The 20,656-nt window shown below is 69.4% G+C and carries 22 protein-coding genes; 14 read left to right on the forward strand and 8 right to left on the reverse strand.

Annotation, left to right across the window (positions count from 1 at the left end):
• The first annotated feature begins 4 nt into the window (after window positions 1–4).
• Both G6N45_RS02650 and G6N45_RS02655 read left to right on the forward strand, forming a co-directional pair.
• On the forward strand, window positions 5–997 hold the full coding sequence (locus G6N45_RS02650) for an ABC transporter ATP-binding protein (RefSeq protein WP_163720294.1): 993 nt from the start codon (window positions 5–7) through the stop codon (window positions 995–997).
• A complete protein-coding gene (locus tag G6N45_RS02655) occupies window positions 994–1,992 on the forward strand; it encodes an ABC transporter ATP-binding protein (protein ID WP_163720295.1) in 999 nt (332 codons plus the stop codon). Before G6N45_RS02650 ends, G6N45_RS02655 begins: the two co-directional genes overlap by 4 nt.
• 107 nt (window positions 1,993–2,099) lie before the next feature.
• Here G6N45_RS02655 and G6N45_RS02660 read toward each other — a convergent pair whose 3' ends face one another.
• The gene (locus G6N45_RS02660; protein WP_163720296.1) at window positions 2,100–3,860 is read right to left on the reverse strand and encodes an Hsp70 family protein; all 1,761 of its coding nucleotides are present in this window, start codon (window positions 3,858–3,860) and stop codon (window positions 2,100–2,102) included.
• 80 nt (window positions 3,861–3,940) lie between these two features.
• Between G6N45_RS02660 and G6N45_RS02665 the strand changes: the two genes are divergently transcribed.
• Window positions 3,941–4,399 (forward strand): nuclear transport factor 2 family protein, encoded by a 459-nt coding sequence (locus tag G6N45_RS02665; protein ID WP_170312468.1) that lies wholly within the window; start codon window positions 3,941–3,943, stop codon window positions 4,397–4,399.
• Here G6N45_RS02665 and G6N45_RS02670 read toward each other — a convergent pair.
• Window positions 4,389–5,069, reverse strand: a complete 681-nt coding sequence (locus G6N45_RS02670) for a L,D-transpeptidase family protein (protein WP_163720298.1) — start codon at window positions 5,067–5,069, stop codon at window positions 4,389–4,391. The two genes, G6N45_RS02665 and G6N45_RS02670, sit on opposite strands and share 11 nt — an antisense overlap.
• 107 nt (window positions 5,070–5,176) lie before the next feature.
• Between G6N45_RS02670 and G6N45_RS02675 the strand changes: the two genes are divergently transcribed.
• Window positions 5,177–6,670 (forward strand): bifunctional phosphatase PAP2/diacylglycerol kinase family protein, encoded by a 1,494-nt coding sequence (locus G6N45_RS02675; protein WP_163720299.1) that lies wholly within the window; start codon window positions 5,177–5,179, stop codon window positions 6,668–6,670.
• Here G6N45_RS02675 and G6N45_RS02680 read toward each other — a convergent pair.
• Entirely contained in the window at window positions 6,624–7,295 is a 672-nt protein-coding gene (locus G6N45_RS02680; RefSeq protein ID WP_163720300.1) for a phosphatase PAP2 family protein, read from the reverse strand. The two genes, G6N45_RS02675 and G6N45_RS02680, sit on opposite strands and share 47 nt — an antisense overlap.
• A 61-nt stretch (window positions 7,296–7,356) precedes the next feature.
• Here G6N45_RS02680 and G6N45_RS02685 point away from each other — a divergent pair, with 61 nt between their 5' ends.
• A complete protein-coding gene (locus G6N45_RS02685; RefSeq protein ID WP_163720301.1) occupies window positions 7,357–7,839 on the forward strand; it encodes a hypothetical protein in 483 nt (160 codons plus the stop codon).
• Between the two features lie 10 nt (window positions 7,840–7,849).
• Here the strand turns inward: G6N45_RS02685 and G6N45_RS02690 are convergent, their stop codons facing one another.
• Window positions 7,850–8,137 (reverse strand): CDGP domain-containing protein, encoded by a 288-nt coding sequence (locus G6N45_RS02690; RefSeq protein ID WP_057150200.1) that lies wholly within the window; start codon window positions 8,135–8,137, stop codon window positions 7,850–7,852.
• Window positions 8,138–8,249: 112 nt separating this feature from the next.
• On the opposite strand from G6N45_RS02690, the gene G6N45_RS02695 reads away from it, so the two are divergent.
• The gene (locus tag G6N45_RS02695; RefSeq protein WP_163720302.1) at window positions 8,250–9,665 is read left to right on the forward strand and encodes a sulfatase family protein; all 1,416 of its coding nucleotides are present in this window, start codon (window positions 8,250–8,252) and stop codon (window positions 9,663–9,665) included.
• Between the two features lie 52 nt (window positions 9,666–9,717).
• A complete protein-coding gene (gene stf0 / locus G6N45_RS02700; protein WP_163727666.1) occupies window positions 9,718–10,518 on the forward strand; it encodes a trehalose 2-sulfotransferase in 801 nt (266 codons plus the stop codon).
• A gap of 30 nt (window positions 10,519–10,548) precedes the next feature.
• Here stf0 and G6N45_RS02705 read toward each other — a convergent pair whose 3' ends face one another.
• The gene (locus G6N45_RS02705) at window positions 10,549–11,313 is read right to left on the reverse strand and encodes a trans-aconitate 2-methyltransferase (protein WP_163720303.1); all 765 of its coding nucleotides are present in this window, start codon (window positions 11,311–11,313) and stop codon (window positions 10,549–10,551) included.
• 47 nt (window positions 11,314–11,360) lie between these two features.
• On the opposite strand from G6N45_RS02705, the gene G6N45_RS02710 reads away from it, so the two are divergent.
• The gene (locus G6N45_RS02710) at window positions 11,361–12,566 is read left to right on the forward strand and encodes an alpha/beta hydrolase family protein (protein ID WP_407664271.1); all 1,206 of its coding nucleotides are present in this window, start codon (window positions 11,361–11,363) and stop codon (window positions 12,564–12,566) included.
• A 10-nt stretch (window positions 12,567–12,576) separates the two neighbouring features.
• Here the strand turns inward: G6N45_RS02710 and G6N45_RS02715 are convergent, their stop codons facing one another.
• Complete coding sequence (locus G6N45_RS02715; protein ID WP_163727669.1) at window positions 12,577–13,401, reverse strand: oxygenase MpaB family protein; 825 nt, start codon at window positions 13,399–13,401, stop codon at window positions 12,577–12,579.
• Window positions 13,402–13,505: 104 nt separating this feature from the next.
• Here G6N45_RS02715 and G6N45_RS02720 point away from each other — a divergent pair, with 104 nt between their 5' ends.
• A complete protein-coding gene (locus tag G6N45_RS02720) occupies window positions 13,506–14,132 on the forward strand; it encodes a TetR/AcrR family transcriptional regulator (RefSeq protein ID WP_163720305.1) in 627 nt (208 codons plus the stop codon).
• Between the two features lie 13 nt (window positions 14,133–14,145).
• Here G6N45_RS02720 and G6N45_RS02725 read toward each other — a convergent pair whose 3' ends face one another.
• Window positions 14,146–14,601: an Lrp/AsnC family transcriptional regulator gene (locus G6N45_RS02725; protein WP_163720306.1), complete on the reverse strand. Its 456-nt coding sequence runs from the start codon at window positions 14,599–14,601 to the stop codon at window positions 14,146–14,148.
• An 80-nt stretch (window positions 14,602–14,681) separates the two neighbouring features.
• Between G6N45_RS02725 and G6N45_RS02730 the strand changes: the two genes are divergently transcribed.
• On the forward strand, window positions 14,682–15,131 hold the full coding sequence (locus tag G6N45_RS02730) for a PTH2-like family protein (protein ID WP_246228855.1): 450 nt from the start codon (window positions 14,682–14,684) through the stop codon (window positions 15,129–15,131).
• Between the two features lie 38 nt (window positions 15,132–15,169).
• Window positions 15,170–15,664: a MarR family winged helix-turn-helix transcriptional regulator gene (locus G6N45_RS02735; protein WP_163720307.1), complete on the forward strand. Its 495-nt coding sequence runs from the start codon at window positions 15,170–15,172 to the stop codon at window positions 15,662–15,664.
• Between the two features lie 2 nt (window positions 15,665–15,666).
• Here the strand turns inward: G6N45_RS02735 and G6N45_RS02740 are convergent, their stop codons facing one another.
• The gene (locus tag G6N45_RS02740) at window positions 15,667–16,248 is read right to left on the reverse strand and encodes a VOC family protein (RefSeq protein ID WP_163727676.1); all 582 of its coding nucleotides are present in this window, start codon (window positions 16,246–16,248) and stop codon (window positions 15,667–15,669) included.
• Between the two features lie 85 nt (window positions 16,249–16,333).
• Here G6N45_RS02740 and G6N45_RS02745 point away from each other — a divergent pair, with 85 nt between their 5' ends.
• The 3 genes from G6N45_RS02745 to G6N45_RS02755 are packed head-to-tail and all read left to right on the forward strand — an operon-like array spanning window position 16,334 to window position 20,634.
• Window positions 16,334–17,446, forward strand: coding sequence for an alpha/beta fold hydrolase domain-containing protein (locus G6N45_RS02745; protein WP_163720308.1), 1,113 nt, complete (start codon window positions 16,334–16,336; stop codon window positions 17,444–17,446).
• Window positions 17,443–18,390 carry a 2-hydroxyacid dehydrogenase gene (locus G6N45_RS02750; protein WP_163727679.1) on the forward strand — a complete coding sequence of 316 codons (948 nt, stop codon included), beginning with the start codon at window positions 17,443–17,445 and terminating at the stop codon, window positions 18,388–18,390. The genes G6N45_RS02745 and G6N45_RS02750 overlap by 4 nt, the downstream gene beginning before the upstream one ends.
• A 48-nt stretch (window positions 18,391–18,438) precedes the next feature.
• Window positions 18,439–20,634: an acyl-CoA dehydrogenase family protein gene (locus G6N45_RS02755; protein WP_163720309.1), complete on the forward strand. Its 2,196-nt coding sequence runs from the start codon at window positions 18,439–18,441 to the stop codon at window positions 20,632–20,634.
• Window positions 20,635–20,656: the final 22 nt, after the last annotated feature.

Here is a 20,656-nt window from a genome sequence, read left to right on the forward strand (position 1 = left end):
GCACATGAGCGAAGCGCTACTGCGCGTCGACGATCTCCGCGTCAGTTTCGCCACCGAGGACGGCGTCGTCCAGGCGGTCGACGGGGTGTCGTTCTCGTTGGCGCCCGGTGAGATCCTGGCCATCGTCGGGGAATCCGGGTGCGGCAAGAGCGTGACCGCGCAGACCCTGACCGGGTTGACCCGGTCGGCCAACAGCAGGATCACCGGCTCGGTGACCTACCGCGGACAGGAACTCATCGGCCTCGACGACGACGGATTGCGCGACATCCGCGGCGAGGAGATCGCCATGGTGTTCCAGGATCCGATGTCCTCGCTCAACCCGGTGTACCGCGTCGGCGATCAGATCACCGAGATGATCCGCGCGCACCGCGACGTCTCGAAACACGAGGCGCGGCAGCGGGCCGTGGAACTGCTGGGGTCGGTGGGCATCCCCAACCCCCAGGAGCGGGTGCGCAGCTATCCGCACGAGTTCTCCGGCGGCATGCGCCAGCGGGTGATGATCGCGATGGCGCTGGCCCTCGAGCCGGCGGTGCTGATCGCCGACGAGCCGACGACCGCGCTGGACGTCACGGTGCAGGCCCAGATCCTGCGGCTCATCGCCGATCTCAACGCGGAGCGGGACCTGGCGGTCGTGCTGATCACCCACGACCTCGGCGTCGTCGCCGAGGTGGCCGACCGGGTTGCGGTGATGTACGCGGGTCAGATCGTCGAGGACGGCAGCCTCGACGACATCTTCTACACCCCGCAACACCCCTACACCTGGGGACTGCTCGGCTCCTTGGCACGGCTGGACCGCCCCCGCGGCGAGCGGCTCACGCAGATTCCCGGTCAGCCGCCGTCGCTGCTCGATCCGCCGTCGGGATGCCGGTTCGCCCCCCGGTGTGCGTTCGAGTTCGACCGGTGCGCTCAGCCACCCGATCTGGCGCCGACCGAATCGGCAGGTCACCTGGACCGGTGCTGGCTGGACCTCGACGAGAAAGTGCGGGTGCGCTCATGAACGAACCGCTGCTCGAGGTCACCGACGTGGTCAAGCACTTCCCGATCCGCTCGGGCATCGTCGTCGAGCGCGAGGTGGGCCGGGTGCGCGCCGTCGACGGCGTGAGTCTGACGCTGAACGAGGGCGAGACGCTTGGCCTGGTGGGTGAGTCCGGGTGCGGCAAATCCACGCTGTGCCGGGCCATTCTGCAGCTGACCCCGCCCACGTCGGGATCGGTGCGGTTCCTCGGCCGTGAACTCGTCGGGCTGTCGCGGCGCGAGCTGCGGCCGCTGCGGCGCCAGATGCAGATGATCTTCCAGGACCCCTACGCGTCGTTGAACCCCCGCAAGCGGATCGGGCAGATCGTCGGCGACCCGATGCACCTGCACGGCCTGGCCAGCGGCGCCGAGCTCAAGCGCCGTGTACAGGACCTGCTGGATCGTGTCGGTCTGCGACCCGAGCACTACAACCGCTTCCCGCACGAGTTCTCCGGAGGGCAGCGCCAGCGCATCGGTATCGCGCGGGCACTGGCGCTGCAGCCCAAACTCATCGTCGCCGACGAGCCGGTGTCCGCGCTCGACGTGTCGGTGCAGGCGCAGATCGTCAATCTGCTCAAGGACTTACAGGTCGAGTTCGGTCTGTCCTATCTGTTCGTCGCCCACGACCTCGGGGTGGTGCGGCATGTCTCGGACCGCGTCGCGGTGATGTATCTGGGCAAGGTGGTCGAGAGTTCGGGCACCGACGACCTGTACGAGCGACCCGTCCACCCGTATTCGAACGCCTTGCTCTCCGCGGTCCCCATCCCGGACCCGCGCCGTAACGAGGCGCGCGAGCGGGTGGTGCTGGAGGGTGACGTGCCCAGTCCGTCGAATCCGCCGTCCGGGTGCCGGTTCCACACCCGCTGCCCCTGGGGTACGGAGATCTGCGCGACCGACGAGCCGGCGATGGTGTCCTACGCGACGGGCCATGCCGCGGCCTGCCATCATCCGCGCAACGTCGACCGCGTGCCGGCGTGAGGGACGGCCCGATCGGCTGTCCCCTCCGCAGCCGATCGAGCCGGTGCTTCTGAAGATAGGCGGAGCCGACCCCCCGAGGAATCGGGGAAACCCCTCGATCTCGTCGGTCAGGGCGCTACGGGCACCTGAATGGGGATCGGCACCGGGACGAAAGGAACGGTGAGGTAGCTCGTCGTCGTGCGCACGGTCGGCGGTGTGGTCGGTGGTGTGGTGACGGCGGTGGTGGTCGGCGCCGTCGTCGTGGGCGGCGTCGTCGTCGGTGGCGTCGTCGTGGGTGCCGTGGTCGTGGTGGTCGTCGTCGTCGTGGTCGTGGTCGTCGTCGTCGTAGTGGTCGTCGTCGTAGTGGTCGTCGTGGGCGCCGTCGTGGTGGTCGTCGGCACCGTCGTGGTGACGACGGGACTCGGCGGCGGAGCGGCACTGGTGGTGACGGGCGGCGGCGGCACGTTCTGCTGCTGGGACACCGTGACCGTCTGGCCTTCGACGCTCGGCGGAGTGAATTCCCGGCTCAGCGGCGCGGTGCCAGGCCGCGGCTGCTCCGGATCGGGGCTGTCGACGCTGGTCAGGGCGATGGCGACACCGCCGACCGCGATCAGCGCGATGGCAGCGACCAGGCCGAGTACCGAAAGCGGCAACCGCTGCCAGGGCTTGACGTCGTCCTCGGCGACGGTCTCCGGCGGCGTGCTGAGCCGGTAGGGGTTGACGGGTTCGGTCTCGATGTCCGGACCTGTGTAGAGGACGACGTCTTCGCCCGCCGGGTCGTCCTGGGACCAGGCCAGCGCATACGTCGAGGAGTCGGTGGCCGGCGGTGACGGCGCCACGGCGGGGGCCATCCACGTGGCGGTGTCCGCGGAGCGGCCGTAGGCGGCGAACAGCGCCGCGCCGACGGCGGCGTCCAGCGCAGGGCGCGGCGTCACCACCACCCGGCCCGGGAGCGCCGAAAACCGCTGCGCGAGTGCCGGTATCGCGGCTCCCCCACCGACGAGCACGATGGTGGAGACCCTGTCGACACCGATGTCGTTGCGCGCCAATGTCGTTTCGAAGACGCCGACCAGTCCGTCGAGCGGACGGGCGATCAGGGCTTCCAGCTCGGCGCGGGTCACCACGATGTCGCCGTGATACCCCGGCACGTCGACGTCGACGCGGGCCTCGGGATGCAGTGAGAGTCTTTCCTTGGCGGTCCGGCAGTCCTCGCGAAGACGCGCCAGCGAGCCGACCGCAGCGGTCGCTCCGGTGTCGGCTGGACTGCCGGGGATCCGCTCCAGCACGTGGGTGAGCAACGCCTGGTCGATCTGGTCGCCGGCGAACTCGGCGAACCGCTCGGTGGGCCCGATCAGATCGAACGCCGCGGCGGCGTCGGCGAGGCTGACGCTCGTGCCGCTGCCGCCGACGTCGAGGACGGCCACCACGCCGCTGCGTTCGAGGCCGGGGTCGGCGTTGACCGCCGTGAGCGCCGCCACAGCGTCCGGGAGGAGCCGCGGCGGCGACCCGGCCGGGGTGAGCGGGCCGCCGGCCGTCAGCGCATCGCGCAGGGCGCCCAGGGCGGTCGGACCCCAGTGCGACGGCACGGCGACCGCCACATCGTCCGGGGACACCGCACCGGCCAGCCCGGCCATCGCCTCCAGCGCCTCGACGACGAGCTGCTCCGCCGGAAACCTCGAGCCGTCGGCGGCGACCAGCGGCACCGGGTCTCCGACGCGATCGACGAATCCGGACAACATCACACCGCCGGCGCGCCCGGCCGGAAACCCGACCTCCGGAGCGGCGTGACCGAAGACGGTCAGCACCGACCGCCGGAGCACCGGTGGACGTCCGACCCCTGCCGCGGCGAGGTTGGTGGTGCCGATCGACAACCCCAGCGCATCGCTCATGACAGCGCACACCTTAAACCGAGGCGCCGGTCGAGCGCATCAGACACTCTGCGGTACCGAAATGTGCTGCAATGACGGCCATGGGTGACATCGACGACATCAAAGCGGTCAAATACCGGTACCTTCGGGCGCTCGACACCAAGCACTGGGACGAGTTCGCCGACACCCTCACCGAGGACGTGGTGGGCCGCTACGGCGAATCGGTCGGCGAGGAGCACCACTTCAGCACCCGCGACGAACTGGTCGGGTTCATGCGCAACTCGCTGGGACCGGAGATCCTGACCGAGCACCGCGTCAACCACCCCGAGATCACCGTGGACGGCGACGAGGCCACGGCCACGTGGTACCTGCAGGATCGTGTGATCGCACCCGACTTCAACTTCATGCTGATCGGCGCGGGTTTCTATCACGACCGCTACCGCCGTACCGAGAACGGCTGGAAGATCAGCGAGACCGGCTACGACCGCACCTACGACGCCTCGATGTCGTTGGAGGCGTTGAACTTCAAGGTGAAGCCGGGCCGCGCGATCAATCTGTAGCGGAGGTGACGGCGATCATCGCGCCGGGTCGCAGCCACCGCATGATCGTCACCAACGTCGCGTCATCGATCGCGACGCAGCCCGCGGTGGGTCCGCCGTCGGTGCTGTGCACGAAGAACGCGCCGCCCTTCCCGGGGATCCGTTCCTTGTTCACGCCCATCACCACCGCATGCGCGTACTGCGGGATGTCGAGATTCTCGGTGCCCGAACTCGGCGAGGTGTTGAAGCGGCAGTTGTCCCTGTCGCACACCTGCATGGTGTTGTACGTCGGGCTCTTCATGTCGCCGTCCCACCAGTGGTTGGGCCCGACCCGGATGTAGCGCAGACCCCCGCCGGGGTCGGGCTGGGTGCCGAAGGAGAAGTCGAGGGTGTAGACACCTTTCGGCGTCATCATCGAACCGTCGAAGTGGTTGGCCGACATGCCTTTCGCACCGATCTTGGCCGGGATGCCCACTCCGCCGGAGACGGGTTGCCAGCCGGTCGCGGTGCGCTGCCAGACGTCGAGTTTGGCCTCGGATCCCCCGGTGCCCGTCACCGAGAGCACCTGAGTGGCGGAACCGACGGAACCGGCGAACCACGGATTGAACGCGGCGTAGCCCACGGGCGCTGTCGCACACGTCAGCACCAGGGTGATCGCCGACGCGCACAGCACGGTGAACAGTCGGCGCATGGCCCTCATCGTCGCTGTCGAAGGACATATTCCGAATCAAGATTGGGACACGATCGGGTCGCGGTCCGCGAGGTTTGCCCTCGGGTCCTCTCGGCTACGTTGGCGTGATGGACCTACTGCCCATGCGAGCGCGACGCCGCGGAATCCGCCAGATCGGCCAAGGGCTGGGCACGCTGGACCGGGAGGTCTTCGAGGCCGTCGCGGAGTCGCCGAGTCCGCTGATCGACGCCGTCATGCCGCGGCTCACCAAGGCCGCCGACCATTCCAAGCTGTGGTTCGCGATCGCGGCCGGCCTGGCGGTGTTCGGCAATCCCTCCGTCAAACGCGGCGCGATGCGGGGGGTGCTGACGCTGGGCGTGACGAGCCTGGTCACCAATCAGGGCGCCAAGCGGGTCTGGCGGCGGGAACGGCCCAGCAGGTTGCTCGTACCGCTGGCACGCCAGACGCGGCGCGCACCGACGTCGAACTCGCTGCCGTCCGGGCATTCGGCCAGCGCGGCGGCGTTCGCGGTCGGGGTCGGGCTGGAGAACGCGCCGGTGGGGCTGGGATTGGCGCTGCTGGCCGGCCTGGTCGGCATGTCGCGGGTGGCGGTCGGGGCGCACTACCCGGGTGACGTGCTGGCCGGCTTCGGGCTCGGCGCGGGCATCGCGGTGCTGGGTGCGCGGGTGGTGCCGCCGATCGTCGAAGAACGACTTCCCGGCGCGGCCGCGCTGCGGATGGACGCCCCGGAGCGGCCGCGCGGCGCCGGCGTCACGGTGGTCGTGAACCCCGCGTCGGGCAGTGGCACCGGCGCACGGGTGCTCGACGAGGTCCGCGAGGCGCTTCCGGACGCCGAGATCGTGGAGTTGGGTGAGGACGACGACGTGGCGGCCGTCTTCCGGTCGGCCGCCCAGCGAGCCGAGGTGCTGGCCGTCGGCGGCGGCGACGGCACCGTTGCGGTGGCAGCGAGCATCGCGCTCGAGGAGGACGTGCCGCTCGCGGTGTTCCCCGCGGGGACGTTCAACCACTTCGCCAAGGACATCGGCTGCGACACCACCGCCAAGACGGTGGCCGCGATCCAGCAGGGCACCGTGTCGTGCGTCGACGTGGTCCGCCTGAACGAGAAGCAGATGGTCGTCAACACGGCGAGTATCGGCGCCTACCCGCAGTTCGTGCAGACCCGGGAGAAGCTGGAACACCGGATCGGCAAGCCGCTGGCCGGCATCTACGCGATGTTCCACACGCTGCGCCGCGATCAGCCGGTACGCATCAGCTACGACAACCAGACGCTGCAAACGTCGCTGTTCTTCCTCGGCAACTCGATCTACCTGCCGTCGGGATTCGCGCCGTCGCGGCGCACCCGGATGGACGACGGTTTGATCGACATCCGGATCCTGGACACCGGCCGGCCGCTGGCCAAGCTGCGGATCATCGCAGCGCTGATGTTCGGCCGTCTGACGCGCAGCCCGCTCTACCGCGAACTGCGGGTGCCCGAATTCGCGTTCCGCTCGGTGGACGGCCCGACGGTCCTGGCCCTCGACGGGGAGGTCGGCACCGAGGTGACCGAGGCCAGCTTCAGCGTGCGCTACCGGGCACTGCCGGTGTTTCGTCCGGAACCGTGATGGGCCGCACGGGACGGACGAGCAGGAAACACGCCACGACGTAGGCGTAGCCCAGCGCCCATCCGGCGATCACGTCGGAGGGGTGGTGCACGTTGAGGACGACACGGCCGGCACCGATCGTCACGATCACCGTCACACCGAGCGCGACCAGCCAGCCGCGCTTACCCGGGTCGACCAAGGGCAGCGCGACCGTCAGCAACGCGCAGACGGCGACCATGACGCCCAGCGCATGACCGGACGGGAACGACGACGACGCGGCGTGCACAAGCGCGCCTGCCGGCCGCGGACGGTCGACGAGGTTCTTGGCGATCTCTGTGACCAGCCCGCTGAGCTCGACACTGACGATCAGGAACATCGCGGTGCGGACGTTGCGCCGGGCGAACGCGATCACGATGACGACGACGGTCACCAGCCGGAAGACCGTCGGGCCGAGCACCGTGCAATAGATGTCCCACGCGGTCACCCAGCCCGGGTGCGCCTCGCCGAAGCGCAGCATCGGCTCCAGCGCCCCGTCGTCGAGGCGCGCCAGCGGCGTCCAGCCGGCGAGGTAACCGGCGAGCATCGCCGCGAAGATGCCGACCGCCACCACGGCCGATCCGGCCAGCAGGCCCCTGCGTGCATCCATCCGACCACGTGTACCACGGCTGGTCGACCGGCCGGCCCAGCCGCTGGGTTACCGTGCCTGCATGGCCGTGTTTGTCCGGAAGCTCCTGCGGATCGGCAAGCTGCCCTCCGAGCTGCGCGCCGAGGTCGAGGCCGAGGGAATCCTGCTCATCGCCGAGTACGTTCCCGTCACCCGCCGGTTCCGCGGTGCGGTGCCCGGACTTCGGTCCGCCGGCAGCATCGCCAGCTACGTGGGCTCGTTGGTGCTGACCCGTCAGCGGGTGCTGGCGACGCTGTCGACGGTGCCGAAGCTGGCCGGGCGCACCGTCGATCTGCGCTGGGACGCGCCGCAGTCCGGCGCGGTGACCGGGACGCTCGACGCGACCGGGCTGACGCTCGAGGTCGACGTCGCCGCCGTCGACCCGCGCTGCTCGGGTGAGCTGTCACTGCACTACAAGGAACTCATCCCGGCCGACCTCCTGGCCCGACTGCCCCGCACCTCGCTGGCCTTCGACGTCCCGCCCGAATTCGTGTTACGCGCCGTCGGCGTGCCGTACCACCCGTAGGAGGCCGCGCTCAGTCGGCGAGGTGCACAGGCGGATCGGAGAACGCGGCATCCCCGCCGACGCGGCCGGGCCCCATCACCCCGCACTGTTTGACCGGGACCAGATGGGTGCCGAAACCGCTGGGGACGACGCCCGGAATGCCCACGCACCGCTCCCAGCTGCCGTCGGGTTGCACGGGTCCGTCGCACTTGCTGATGAAGGCGCCGCCGTACACGCAGCCCGCGCCGGCCGGCGCGGAAGTCATCAGCCCCGCCGCGATCAACAGGCCGGCCGATGCGCCGACGATGTAGCGCTTCATGCTCGCTCCCCTCGCTGCGCTCCCGACGCTACCGGGTGTGCACATGCTTCTCGACGATTTGCCGATAACGTTGCCGGGCAACCGGCAGTAACCGACACCGAAAGGACGACCTGTGGGCCAACGGCAGCGGGACAACGTTCTGCTCGTGCACTGGCACGACCTCGGTCGCTACCTCGGCGTCTACGGCCACCCGGACGTGTCCAGTCCCCGGCTCGACGCGCTGGCCGCCGAGGGCATCCTGTTCACCGACGCCCACGCGACCGCCCCGCTGTGCTCGCCGTCGCGGGGGTCGCTGTTCACCGGCCGCTATCCGCAGAGCAACGGCCTGATCGGGCTGGCCCACCACGGCTGGGAGTACCGCGCCGGGGTGCGGACCCTACCGCATATTCTTTCCGAGAAGGGTTGGCACACTGCTCTTTTCGGAATGCAGCATGAGACGTCGTTCCCGTCGAGGCTCGGCTTCGACGAATTCGACGTGTCGAACTCGTACTGCGAGTACGTGGTGGAGCGGGCCACGAGCTGGCTCACCGATCCGCCGGACAAGCCGTTCCTGCTCACCACCGGCTTCTTCGAGACCCACCGGCCCTACCCGCACGACCGCTACGACCCGGCCGATCCCGCCGGCGTGGACCTGCCCGGGTTCCTGCCCGACACCGGACCGGTGCGTCAGGATCTCGCGGACTTCTACGGATCGATCGCGGTCGCCGACGCCGCCGTCGGCCAACTGCTCGACACGCTGGCCGAGACCGGACTCGTCCGCAACACCTGGGTGGTGTTCGTCACCGACCACGGCCCGGCGCTGCCCCGCGCCAAATCGACGCTCTACGGCGCGGGCACGGGCATCGCGATGATCATCCGGCCGCCCCGCGACGCCGCGGTGGCGCCGAAGGTCTACGACGACCTGTTCAGCGGGGTCGATCTGCTGCCCACGCTGCTGGACCTGCTCGGTGTCGACGTGCCGGCCGAAATCGAAGGACTCTCGCACGCAAGGCATCTGGTCGCGGACGGAACACACATCGACCCGGTCCGCACCGCGGTGTACACCACGAAGACCTACCACGACTCGTTCGACCCGATCCGCGCGATCCGGACCAAGGAGTTCAGCTACATCGAGAACTACGCCGCCGACCGGCCGATGCTGGACCTGCCGTGGGACATCGCCGACAGTGCCCCGGGCCGCGCGGTCGAACCGCTGGTGCAGACTCCGCGGCCGGAGCGCGAGCTCTACGACCTCGCCGCCGATCCGACGGAGTCACACAACCTGCTCGCACCGCAGCCGCCCGACAAAGCAGAGGCCATCGGCAAAGCGGAGGCCATCGGGAGCGATCTGGCGCTGATGCTCAACGACTGGCGGCAGAAGACCGGCGACGTCATCCCGTCGGACTTCGCAGGCACCCGGATCGCCGCCCGCTACACCGAGACCTACCTACTGGTCCGCGATCTCGAAATCCCAAGCCGCAGAGCCAATGCCGCCGAACGCGGGATCGTCGACCAACCTCGATCGGGACAAGAGTTTCCCTCAGCGTGATCGGAAAACCCGATGGTGCGGATGGCTGAAACCTCAGGCTAAGCTCATGCGAATGTCAGCCTCGTCGGCATATCTGGTGCTCGCCTCCCAGCGCAGCGGCAGCACCCTGCTCGTCGAGTCGCTGCGCGCCACCGGCGTGGCCGGCGAGCCGGGCGAGTTCTTCCAGTACCTGCCGACCACCAGTCAGTCGCCGCAGCCACGGCAGTGGTTCGAGGGGGTGGCCGACGAGTCGATTCTGCGGCTGCTCGATCCGCTCGACGAAGGCAGACCGGATCTCGCCCCACCGGAGATCTGGCGCGACTACATCCGCACCGTCGGGCGCACACCGAACGGCGTCTGGGGCGGCAAGCTGATGTGGAACCAGACGCCGCTGCTGCTGCAGCGCGCCGAAGGACTGCACGACCGGTCGGGCACCGGGCTGCTCGCCGCCATCCGCGACGTCATCGGCAGCGATCCTGTCCTCATTCATGTCTACCGCCCCGACGTTGTGTCCCAGGCGGTTTCGTTCTGGCGCGCCGTGCAGACCCGGGTGTGGCGCGGGCGGCCCGACCCGGTGCGCGACGCCCGCGCCGAGTACCACTCCGGCGCCATCGCGCATGTGGTCACGATGCTGCGCGCCCAGGAGGAGGGCTGGCGCACCTGGTTCGCCGAGGAGAACGTCGAGCCGATGGACGTGCCCTACCCGGTGCTGTGGCGCAACCTCACCGAGGTGGTGGCCTCGGTGCTGGAAGCCGTCGGACAGGATCCGCGGCTCGCCCCGCGGCCGGTGCTCGAACGTCAGGCGGATCAGCGCTCCGACGAGTGGGTGGACCGGTACCGCGCCGACGCGGATAAGGAAGGTCTGCCCACCTGAGCACCGAATTCCGCGACCGGCGTCGCTGAGTCACCTCACCTGCGCCACGACGAAGATCCGGCGGAACGGGAAGAAGGTCGTGCCGTCGGCCCGACGCGGATAGGCCGCGGCCAGCATCGGTATCAATTCGTCCCGGAATCGGCGCCACTGCTCATCGGAGAGGCGGGCCCGCACCGGACGCAGCGAGGTGCCGTGAATCCACTCGAGCACCGGATGATCGCCGGTCAACTCGTGCACATAGGTGGTCTCCCAGACGTCCACCGCGCACCCCGCATCGCTGAGCAGGCCCGCGTAGCCGACCGGCGTCCGCACCACCTCGGGCGCGTCGAAAGGCAAGTCGCGCAGCAGTTCTGCCCAATGTGCGCTGTGGGCGAGGTCCCGCACCGCCGTGTGGGACGGGGCCCCGAAGTTGCCCGGGACCTGGACGGCGATCCACGAGCCCGAACCCAGTTGTCCGGCCCACCGGACCAGCAGCTCCGGGTGCTCGGGCACCCAGTGCAGCGTCGCGTTGCTGATGACGACGTCGGTGTCAGGTGTGGGAGCCCAATCCCGGACGTCCCCCACGCGGGCGTCCACCCCGCGATTGCGCGCCGCCTCCACCATCTCGGCCGAGGAGTCCCAGGCCTCGATCACCGCCTCCGGCCAGCGCGTCGTCAGATCGGCGGTCAGATTGCCGGGTCCGCAGCCCAGGTCGACGATGCGCCGGGGTGCGTCGGCTGCCACGCGGGCGAGCAGGTCGTAGAACGGTCGGCCCCGATGGTCGGCGTAAGCGAGGTAGACGGCGGGATTCCACATCGTGCCAGTGTGGCAGCGCCGGTGTCGGCGCGATTAGCATGCAGGACGTGGACTCCACCGTCGCGTCCCCGCAGGAACCCGACGATCTGCCCCTCCCGGTGCCCGATGTCCCCGGGGAGGACGCGACCCGGCGCGGATTGCCCCGCAGGGTCGATCTCACGCTGCGGCAGCGGCTGATCGTCGACTCCTCCGCGCTCGCCGACGTGGCGCTGCGCACCTCGATCGCATCGCTGCTCAGCGTCACGATGGCGCCGTCGGTGGCCGGCGCCCTGCGCCGCTCGCAGTCCGCCGCCGAGCGCGACCACCTCGCGTTCTACGCCGAACTGGCCGCGGCCAAAATCCCTGAGCTGGCGTTCCCGGCTCCGACGTCGCTGCCGCGGGTGGCGTCACGACCCGCCAATCCGGTGGCCGAGTGGGTGGCGCGCGGCAATGTCCGCAACATCCGGTTCGACAGCAGTTTCACCGCCGTGAACCCCGCGCTGCGCGAGCAGTGCGCAGGGTTCGTCCGCAACAACGTCGTGCACGCGCAACACTGGCGGCACGAGGACGGCCCCCGGCCCACGCTGTGCCTGATCCACGGGTTCATGGGCTCGGCCTATCTGTTCAACGGCCTGTTCTTCTCGCTGCCGTGGTTCTACCGCTCGGGCTACGACGTGATGCTCTACACGCTGCCGTTCCACGGCCGCCGCGCCGAGCAGTACTCGCCGTTCAGCGGGCACGGCTACTTCGCGCACGGGTTCGCCGGGTTCTGCGAGGCGATGGCGCAGGCCGTGCACGACTTCCGGTCCGCGCTGGACTATCTCGAGCACACCGGAGTGGACCGCATCGCCCTGACCGGCATGTCGCTTGGCGGATACACCGCGGCGCTGCTCGCCAGCGTCGACAACCGCATCCAGGCGGTGATCCCGAACGTCCCCGTCGTGACCCCCGACCGCACCGTCGACGAGTGGTTCCCGGCGAACAAGGTCGTGGCGCTGCGGAACTGGTTGGCCGGTACCGACTCTTCGCTCACCGAGGCAGCGCAGATGTACTCCTCACCGCTGAACTACCGGCCGCTGCCCGCCAAGGAGCGCCGGCTCATCATCGCCGGTCTCGGCGACCGGTTGGCGCCGCCCGAGCAGGCCGAGATCCTGTGGAAGCACTGGGACCGCTGCGCCTTTCACTGGTTCCCGGGCAACCACGTGCTGCACGTCAGCCAGCCCGACTACCTGCGCCGGATGACACGCTTCCTCGGTCCGTTGATGTTCGACTGAGCGCCGGCACTCAGACCAGAGGGCGGCCGGTGCGGATCCGCCGATCGACGTCCTTCAGTAGCAGGTTGAACGGAAACTCCCGCACGATACGCGGCGAGAAGGCGGTCACCGTGCGCAGCACTGCAACCAATCGATCAAACCTCCTCTGACGCTTGGCATCCCAGGGCAGCCGCATCTCGTCACGGAAGCGTTGCGGCAGGAAGCCGGTGGTGATCAGCAACGCCGCGCTCTCCGACCATCGCTGCAGCGGCCCGGGCATCCGCACCCCGCTTACGCGCGACGCCGCGATGGGATACAGGTACTCGCGCACGGTGTCGTCGATGTGCACCTTCTCCAGCGACTCCTGCCAGTAGCGGTCGAACGCGGCCCGGTCGGCCGGCCACATGTCCTCCGGTACCTGCAGCATGGTGCCCAACTTGCGGCCCTGCACGAACAGCCGCTCGGCGGTCTCCTCGTCCAGCTCGCCCACGAAGAGCCGGTGCACGTCGACGACTCCCTTGTACAGGCACGCCCCGACCCACATCTGTAGGTCCTTGTCGAAGGCGTGGTACTCGACGGGGCTGGAGTCGAGCGAATACACCTGCGCGTGCGCCCGGTTGACGGCACGCCGGAACGCGGCTTTCTGGGCCTCGGTGCCGTTGGTCGAGACAGCCAGGTAGGTGAAGGTGGTCCGCGCCCTCTTGATCGGGTGCAGGTCGACCCGGCCGCTCTCGACGCGACTCTCGAGGACGCCGTAGCCGACGCCGGGCTGTGCGAGCTGCATGATCACGTTCGCGGGGCCGGCCAGCAGCCCGAGGCCGAGCATCCCGTCGCCGGTCGTCGTCGCGGCCGTCATCGACTCGTCCACGGTCACCGACAGGTCCTCTCGTCCGCCGCCAAAACTGCTCACGTACGTTTCCTGATTCTGGTCGCGACGGCGGGCGGGTGTCAAGATGGGGTATGGCCCAGCTCCGCCCCTACCGCGGCGTCGATGCTCAGCAGCGGATGGCGCAGCGTCGGCGGCGACTGCTCGAGGCCGGCCTCGATCTGCTCGGCGGCGGACCCGCCCCCGCGGAACTCACGGTGCGCGCGATCTGTGCGCAGTCCGGCCTGGCTGCGCGCTACTTCTACGAGAGTTTCACCGACAAGGACGCCTTCGTCGCCGCCGTGTTCGACCGCGTGGTGGCCGACATCGCGAGCACCACCCAGGCCGCGATGGCCGCCGCGCCGGCGGCAGAACAGAACCACGCGGCCATGGCCAACGTCGTGCGCACCATCTCCGACGATCCGCGGGTGGGCCGACTGCTGTTCAGCGCGCACCTGGCCAACCCCGTGGTGGTCCGCAAGCGGGCCGAGTCCGGCGCATTGTTCGCGCTGCTGTCCGGTCAGCACGCCAGTGCCGGCCTCGAGATCGAAGCCAACGAGCGGATCGCGGCCGCCGCACACTTCGTCGTCGGCGGGGTCGCGCAGACGCTGAGCGCGTGGCTGGTCGACGATCTACGAGTCACGCCCGCCCAGTTGGCGATTCAGCTCGGCACGCTGATCGATCAGCTCGCCGACCCGCGCCTCTACCGCGACGACGCCTGAGCGCTGACCGGTGTCAGCCGGCGGGTCGCACCACGTGATTGCGCATGTGCTCGAAGACGACCTCGGTGCGCACGCCGGCGACCTCGCGGCGTTTGGTCAGGGAGTCGAGGACGAAGTCGCGCAGCGCCTCGGTGGAGGCCACGGCGACGTGAACCAGAAGATCCTCGGTGCCCGTGGTGACGAACAGCTGCAGAGTCTCGGGCAGTTGCCGGACGAAATCACGGAAGCCGTGGATCACCTGACGTGACTGCGGACGCAGGCGCACGGTGATCATCGCCTGCACCGGGCGGCCGAGGGCGGCCGGATCGACCGAGTAATGGACGCCCCCGAGGACTCCGCGATCGCGCAGTGCGCGGACCCGTTCCAGCGTGGTGGACGGGGACACCCCGAGCGCGGCAGCGAGGTCGCGGTTGCTGCGCCGACCATCTGCCTGCAGAGCCGCGACGATCGCCGAATCCCATTCGTCCATGCCGCGAGTCTGACATGCGCAGCCGAATCTTGTTCGGCATCTCCGGGCTACTGCCCGTATAACCGTTACGGTCGGCAGCCATGACCGAATCAGTGATGGGCACGGCGGTGATCAGCCGACCACTTCATTCGACGAAAATCGCCGTCGTGCTGCTCGACACGCTGCCGACTTGGCAGAAGCTCAACGTGACCGCGTTTCTGGCCAGCGGCATCGCGGCGAGCGCGGGAGACTCCATCGGGTCGCCGTATGCAGACGCCGACGGCACGCCCTACGCCGCGATGTTCGGGCAGCCGGTCCTGGTGTTCGAGGCCGGCGCGGCACGGCTCACCCGCACGTTCGACCGCGCGCACCGCCGCGGTGTTGTCCCGGCCATCTTCACCGCGGCACTGTTCGGCACCGGGAACGACGAGGACAACCGGGCCGAGGTGGCCGCCCGCAGCCGCGGCGACCTCGACCTCGTCGGCCTCGCGGTACGGGCCGAGCGCAAGACCGTGGACAAGATCGTCGACGGGCTGACGCTGCACCGCTGACCGGCCATGCTTCGTGATCGAAGCAATAGGATGACGGGATGGCGGAGTCCCTGAATCCGGTGCAGATGCACACCTACTTCGCGTTGACCGAGACGGTCAGTCTGCTGCAGTACGCGGTGCGCCAGCAGTTGCAGGCCGAAGGTGGGCTCAGCTACGTGCAATTCGAGATTCTCGCCAAACTCGCGACAGCCGAGGGCCGGGCGATGACCATGACCGATCTGGCCGACGGTGTGGTGTACAGCCGCTCCGGCTTGACCCATCAAGCCGGGCTCCTGGAACGCGACGGGCTCATCACCCGGCGCGCCAGTCCCGACGATCAGCGCGCCACGGTCGTCGACATCACCGAAGCCGGCCGAAAGCGCGTCGCCGCGGTTCTTCCCGGCCACATCGCCCTGGTGCGCGAGTTGCTGTTCGAGCCGCTCTCGGATCGCGATGTGCGCACGCTGGGCACGCTGATGACGCGCGCCCGGGACCACATGCGGTCCCGCCCCCCACGCTCGGCGGCGCCACGCCGGTCGAGACGCGCCGGCTGATCTCAGGGCTGCGCAGCGGCGGGCACCCGGCGATCGGCCGCGGTCTTCGGTGTGGCCGCGGCGTCGCCCGAGGTGAATTCCTTGGTCCAGCAGGCGAATTCCAGCGTGATGCCGTCGGGGTCGAGGAAGTAGAACGAGCGCACGTAGACACCCGGGTGCAGCGTCGCCGACACCTGCGCCGGGCTCTCGTCGTGATTGAGCACCGGACCGACCCGCACACCCTTGTCCTTGAGCTTCTGCCGGTAGGCATCGAACTGCTCGGCCGGTACGTGGAATGCCAGATGGTTCATCGTGCTCACGGCGCTGACGATGTCACCGATGCCCGGGATCGCCTCGGGCGAGGAGATGCCCGGCACCCGGTCGGGCGCGTCGGCGAACCAGAAGAACGCCACACAGTCACCGTTGCCGGCGTCGAAGAAGAAGTGCTGACCCATGCCGCCGGGCAGGTCGAGCGATTTGATCAGCGGCATGCCCAGCACGTTGCTGTAGAAGTCGACGGTCCTGGCCATGTCCGAACACACCAGCGCGACGTGGTTGATGCCGCCGAGCTGGAACTCGGCGTTGGTGTTCTGCGGCTTGATCACGATCACGCCTCCCTCGATCCGCATCGAATCTAACATCGGCGGGGACAGCAGACCGACGAGAAATCGCGCAGAAGGCCGGAGATCGATGAGCGACACCACCCGCGAGTTCGTCGGACTGGACTCGACCACCGCGCACCGCGCGGGCTCCGGCGGGCATCCGTGCCAGGGCCTCTACCACCGCAGCCCGGGGTCGCGCCCCACGGTGGCGGTGATCGCCACGCACTATCAGATCGACTTCTCGGAGCACTACCTCGCCGAGCATCTGGCGGCCCGGGGCATCGGCTTCCTGGGCTGGAACACCCGCTTCCGCGGTTTCGAGAGCAGCTTCCTGCTCGACCACGCGCTGGTGGACATCGGCGTCGGGGTGCGGTGGCTTCGGGAGGCGCAGGGCATCGAAACCGTGATCCTGCTGGGTAATTCGGGTGGCGGTTCGCTGATGGCCGCCTACCAGGCCAACGCCGTGCACCGGCACGTCGCCCCGCTGGCGGGCATGCGGCCCGCCGCCGGACTCGACGATCTGCCCGCCGCCGACGGCTATGTGGCCAGCGCCGCGCACCCGGGCCGCCCGGACGTCCTGACCGCCTGGATGGACGCCTCCGTGGTCGACGAGAACGACGCCGTCACAACCGATCCCGACCTCGACCTGTTCGACGACCGCAACGGCCCGCCCTACTCCGCGGAATTCGTGGCGCGCTACCGCGCCGCCCAGATCGCCCGTAACGACGCGATCACCGACTGGGCGGAAGCCGAACTGACCCGGGTGCGGGCCGCGGGATTCTCCGATCGCCCCTTCACCGTGATGCGGACGTGGGCTGACCCCCGGATGGTCGACCCCAGCATCGAACCCACCGGGCGGGAGCCCAACTCGTGCTATGCGGGCATGCCCGTCAAGGCCAACCGGTCCACCCACGGGATCGCCGCGGCCACCACCCTGCGCAACTGGCTCGGCATGTGGAGCCTGCGCCACGCGCAGACCCGGGCCGAACCGCACCTGAACCGCATCGACTGCCCGGCGCTGGTGATCAACGCCGGGCGCGACACCGGCGTCTACCCGTCGGACGCGGCGAGGATCTTCGACGCGCTCGCGTCGGCGGACAAGACGCGGTGCTCGATCGACACCGACCACTACTTCACGACGCCGGGGGCGCGCGAGGACAAGGCCGATACCATCGCCACGTGGATCGCACGCCGCTGGTGAGAGTTCTGGCCCACTTCGTTCCCGGCGACAGGGTGTCGGCTTTCCTTGCACCGCATACGGATTGGCTCGATATCCGGTACTGCGCCGAGGACGACGACGCGACCTTCTACCGGGAGCTGCCCGAGGCCGACGTGCTGTGGCACGTGCTGCGCCCGTTGTCGGCGGAGGACATCGCCCAAGGCGCCCGGCTGCGCCTGGTGCACAAGCTCGGCGCCGGCGTCAACACGATCGCTGTCGATGCAGCCACCGAACGCGGGATCGCGGTGGCGAACATGCCGGGCGCCAACGCACCCTCGGTCGCCGAGGGCACCGTGCTGCTGATGCTCGCCGCGCTGCGTCGTCTGCCCGCGCTCGACGCGGCCACCCGCGCAGGCACCGGGTGGCCGTCCGACCCCACCCTCGGGGAGACCGTCCGCGACATCGGCGGCTGCACCGTCGGGCTGGTCGGCTACGGCAACGTTGCCACGCGCGTCGAACGGATCGTGACCGCGATGGACGCCCGGGTGGTCCACACCAGCACCCGCGACGACGGCACCCCCGGCTGGCGCAGCCTGCCGGACCTGCTGGCCGAGAGCGACATCGTCTCGTTGCACCTGCCGCTCACCGACGTCACCCGGGGCCTGCTCGGACGAGAGGCATTGGCCTCGATGAAGCCGGATGCAGTCCTGGTCAACACCTCCCGCGGACCCATCATCGACGAGGACGCGCTGGCCGGGGCCCTGCGCACCGGCTCACTGGCCGCAGCCGGGCTGGACGTGTTCGCGGTCGAGCCGGTGCCGGCGGACAACCCGCTGCTCACTCTCGACAACGTCGTGCTCACCCCGCACGTGACCTGGTACACCGCCGACACGATGCGGCGGTACCTGGAGGTCGCCGTCGACAACTGCGAACGACTCCGTGACGGACGGGACCTCGCCAACCTGGTGAACCAGGTGGCGAGGTAACCTCGGACCAACCAACCGGTTAGCCAGCAGCCCAACGGAGGGTCCGCCATGCCCATCGCCATCCTCGAAGAGCACAACGACCTCGCCGATTCGGTGCGGTCGTTCGTCGCGCGCGTCGCGCCGTCCGAGGTCCTGCACGAAGCACTCGAGAACCCCGTCCCCAATCCGCCGCCGTATTGGAAGGCCGCTGCCGAGCAGGGGCTGCAGGGTGTCCATCTCTCCGAGGACGTCGGCGGTCAGGGTTTCGGCATCCTCGAGCTGGGGATCGTCGCCGCCGAGTTCGGCTACGGTGCGGTCCCCGGCCCCTTCGTACCGTCGGCCATCGCCAGCGCGCTGATCGCCGCGCACGACCCGAAGGCCGAGGTGCTCACCGGCCTGGCCTCGGGCGAGGTCATCGCCGCCTACGCCATCGATTCGGGCCTGACCGCGACGCGGCACGGCACCGGGCTGGTGATCCGCGGTGAGGTCCGCGCGGTGCCCGCGGCCGCGCAGGCGTCGGTGCTGGTGCTGCCGGTGGCCATCGAATCCGGTGAGGAGTGGGTGGTTCTCGACGCGGAGGCGCTCGAGATCGAGCCGGTGCCCAGCGTCGATCCGCTGCGTCCGGTGGCGCACGTGCGCGCCAACGCCGTCGAGGTCGGCGACGAGCGGGTGCTGAGCGGCGTCAGCCGCGACCTCGCCCGCGCGCTCATCACCACCCTGCTGTCGGCGGAGTGCATCGGTGTGGCCCGGTGGGCCACCGACACCGCGTCGGAGTACGCCAAGATCCGCGAGCAGTTCGGCAGGCCGATCGGGCAGTTCCAGGCCATCAAGCACAAGTGCGCCGGGATGATCGCCGAGACCGAGCGCGCCACCAGCGCCGTGTGGGACGCCGCCCGCGCGATCGACGAAGAGCTGCAGGGGAGTTCGGAGAAGGCTTCCTCCTTCCAATTCGCCGCAGCCGTCGCCGCGACCCTGGCACCCGTGGCCGCGCAGCACTGCGCGCAGGACTGCATCCAGGTACACGGCGGCATCGGCTTCACCTGGGAGCACGACACCAACGTGTACTACCGGCGCGCGATCGTGCTGGCGGCCGCTTTCGGCCGGCACGCCGACTACCCGCAGCAGGTGGTCGACACCGCGACGACGACGGGCATGCGCTCGATCGACATCGACCTGGATCCCGACACCCTCAAGCTGCGGGAGGAGATCCGCGCCGAAGTCGCTGCGCTGAAGGCGATCCCGAAGGAGGAGCGCAACACCGCGATCGCCGAGGGCGGCTGGGTACAGCCGCACCTGCCCAAGCCGTGGGGACGGGCGTCGGGCCCGATCGAGCAGATCATCATCGCCCAGGAGTTCTCGTCCGGCCGGGTCAAGCGGCCGCAGATGGGCATCGCCGCGTGGATCATCCCGTCGATCGTCGCCTACGGAACCGAGGCCCAGCAGCAGCGGTTCCTGCCCCCCACCTTCCGCGGCGAGATGATCTGGTGCCAGCTGTTCAGTGAGCCCGGCGCCGGCTCCGACCTGGCGAGCCTGACCACCAAGGCCACCAAGGTCGACGGCGGCTGGCGCATCACCGGCCAGAAGATCTGGACCACCGGCGCGCAGTTCTCGGCGTGGGGTGCGCTTCTGGCGAGAACTGAACCAAGCGCTCCAAAACACAATGGCATCACGTACTTCCTGCTCGACATGAAGGCAGAGGGCGTCGAGGTCAAGCCGCTGCGCGAGCTGACCGGCAACGCGATGTTCAACACGGTGTTCATCGACGATGTGTTCGTGCCCGACGACATGGTGCTCGGCGAGGTGAACCGCGGCTGGGAGGTCAGCCGCAACACGCTGACCAACGAGCGCGTCTCGATCGGCAGCAGCGAGCCGCCGTTCCTGGCCAGCCTCGAGCAGTTCGTCGAGTTCGTCCGCGACGGGCACTTCGACCAGATCGAGCAGAACGAGGCGGGCCGGCTGATCGCCGAGGGGCACGCCGCCAAGCTGCTGAACATGCGCTCGACGCTGCTGACGCTGGCCGGCGGGGATCCGATGCCCGCGGCCGCGATCTCCAAGCTGCTGTCCATGAAGACCGGGCAGGGCTACGCGGAGTTCGGGGTGTCCTCGTTCGGCACCGACGCGGCCGTCGGCGACCACGGCCAGGCGTCGGGCAAGTGGGCCGAGTACCTGCTGGCCGGGCGTGCCACGACGATCTACGGCGGCACCTCGGAGGTGCAGCTCAACATCATCGCCGAGCGCCTGCTCGGGCTGCCGCGCGACCCGTAACCCGGGCGTGAACGAGCGTGCG

The sequence above is a fragment of the Mycolicibacterium psychrotolerans genome (genome assembly GCF_010729305.1).
GTDB classification, from domain to species: domain Bacteria; phylum Actinomycetota; class Actinomycetes; order Mycobacteriales; family Mycobacteriaceae; genus Mycobacterium; species Mycobacterium psychrotolerans.

Bases quoted from the DNA above. Each gene is read 5' to 3' on its own strand.
- G6N45_RS02735 (WP_163720307.1), top strand. From the start codon at position 15,170: ATGGCGGAGTCCCTGAATCCGGTGCAGATGCACACCTACTTCGCGTTG.
- G6N45_RS02680 (WP_163720300.1), bottom strand. From the start codon at position 7,295: ATGGATGCACGCAGGGGCCTGCTGGCCGGATCGGCCGTGGTGGCGGTC.
- G6N45_RS02655 (WP_163720295.1), top strand. From the start codon at position 994: ATGAACGAACCGCTGCTCGAGGTCACCGACGTGGTCAAGCACTTCCCG.
- G6N45_RS02685 (WP_163720301.1), top strand. From the start codon at position 7,357: ATGGCCGTGTTTGTCCGGAAGCTCCTGCGGATCGGCAAGCTGCCCTCC.
- G6N45_RS02665 (WP_170312468.1), top strand. From the start codon at position 3,941: ATGGGTGACATCGACGACATCAAAGCGGTCAAATACCGGTACCTTCGG.
- G6N45_RS02690 (WP_057150200.1), bottom strand. From the start codon at position 8,137: ATGAAGCGCTACATCGTCGGCGCATCGGCCGGCCTGTTGATCGCGGCG.
- G6N45_RS02730 (WP_246228855.1), top strand. From the start codon at position 14,682: ATGACCGAATCAGTGATGGGCACGGCGGTGATCAGCCGACCACTTCAT.
- G6N45_RS02715 (WP_163727669.1), bottom strand. From the start codon at position 13,401: ATGACGGCCGCGACGACGACCGGCGACGGGATGCTCGGCCTCGGGCTG.
- G6N45_RS02755 (WP_163720309.1), top strand. From the start codon at position 18,439: ATGCCCATCGCCATCCTCGAAGAGCACAACGACCTCGCCGATTCGGTG.
- G6N45_RS02745 (WP_163720308.1), top strand. From the start codon at position 16,334: ATGAGCGACACCACCCGCGAGTTCGTCGGACTGGACTCGACCACCGCG.
- G6N45_RS02670 (WP_163720298.1), bottom strand. From the start codon at position 5,069: ATGCGCCGACTGTTCACCGTGCTGTGCGCGTCGGCGATCACCCTGGTG.
- stf0 (WP_163727666.1), top strand. From the start codon at position 9,718: ATGTCAGCCTCGTCGGCATATCTGGTGCTCGCCTCCCAGCGCAGCGGC.
- G6N45_RS02675 (WP_163720299.1), top strand. From the start codon at position 5,177: ATGGACCTACTGCCCATGCGAGCGCGACGCCGCGGAATCCGCCAGATC.
- G6N45_RS02720 (WP_163720305.1), top strand. From the start codon at position 13,506: ATGGCCCAGCTCCGCCCCTACCGCGGCGTCGATGCTCAGCAGCGGATG.
- G6N45_RS02705 (WP_163720303.1), bottom strand. From the start codon at position 11,313: ATGTGGAATCCCGCCGTCTACCTCGCTTACGCCGACCATCGGGGCCGA.
- G6N45_RS02660 (WP_163720296.1), bottom strand. From the start codon at position 3,860: ATGAGCGATGCGCTGGGGTTGTCGATCGGCACCACCAACCTCGCCGCG.
- G6N45_RS02650 (WP_163720294.1), top strand. From the start codon at position 5: ATGAGCGAAGCGCTACTGCGCGTCGACGATCTCCGCGTCAGTTTCGCC.
- G6N45_RS02725 (WP_163720306.1), bottom strand. From the start codon at position 14,601: ATGGACGAATGGGATTCGGCGATCGTCGCGGCTCTGCAGGCAGATGGT.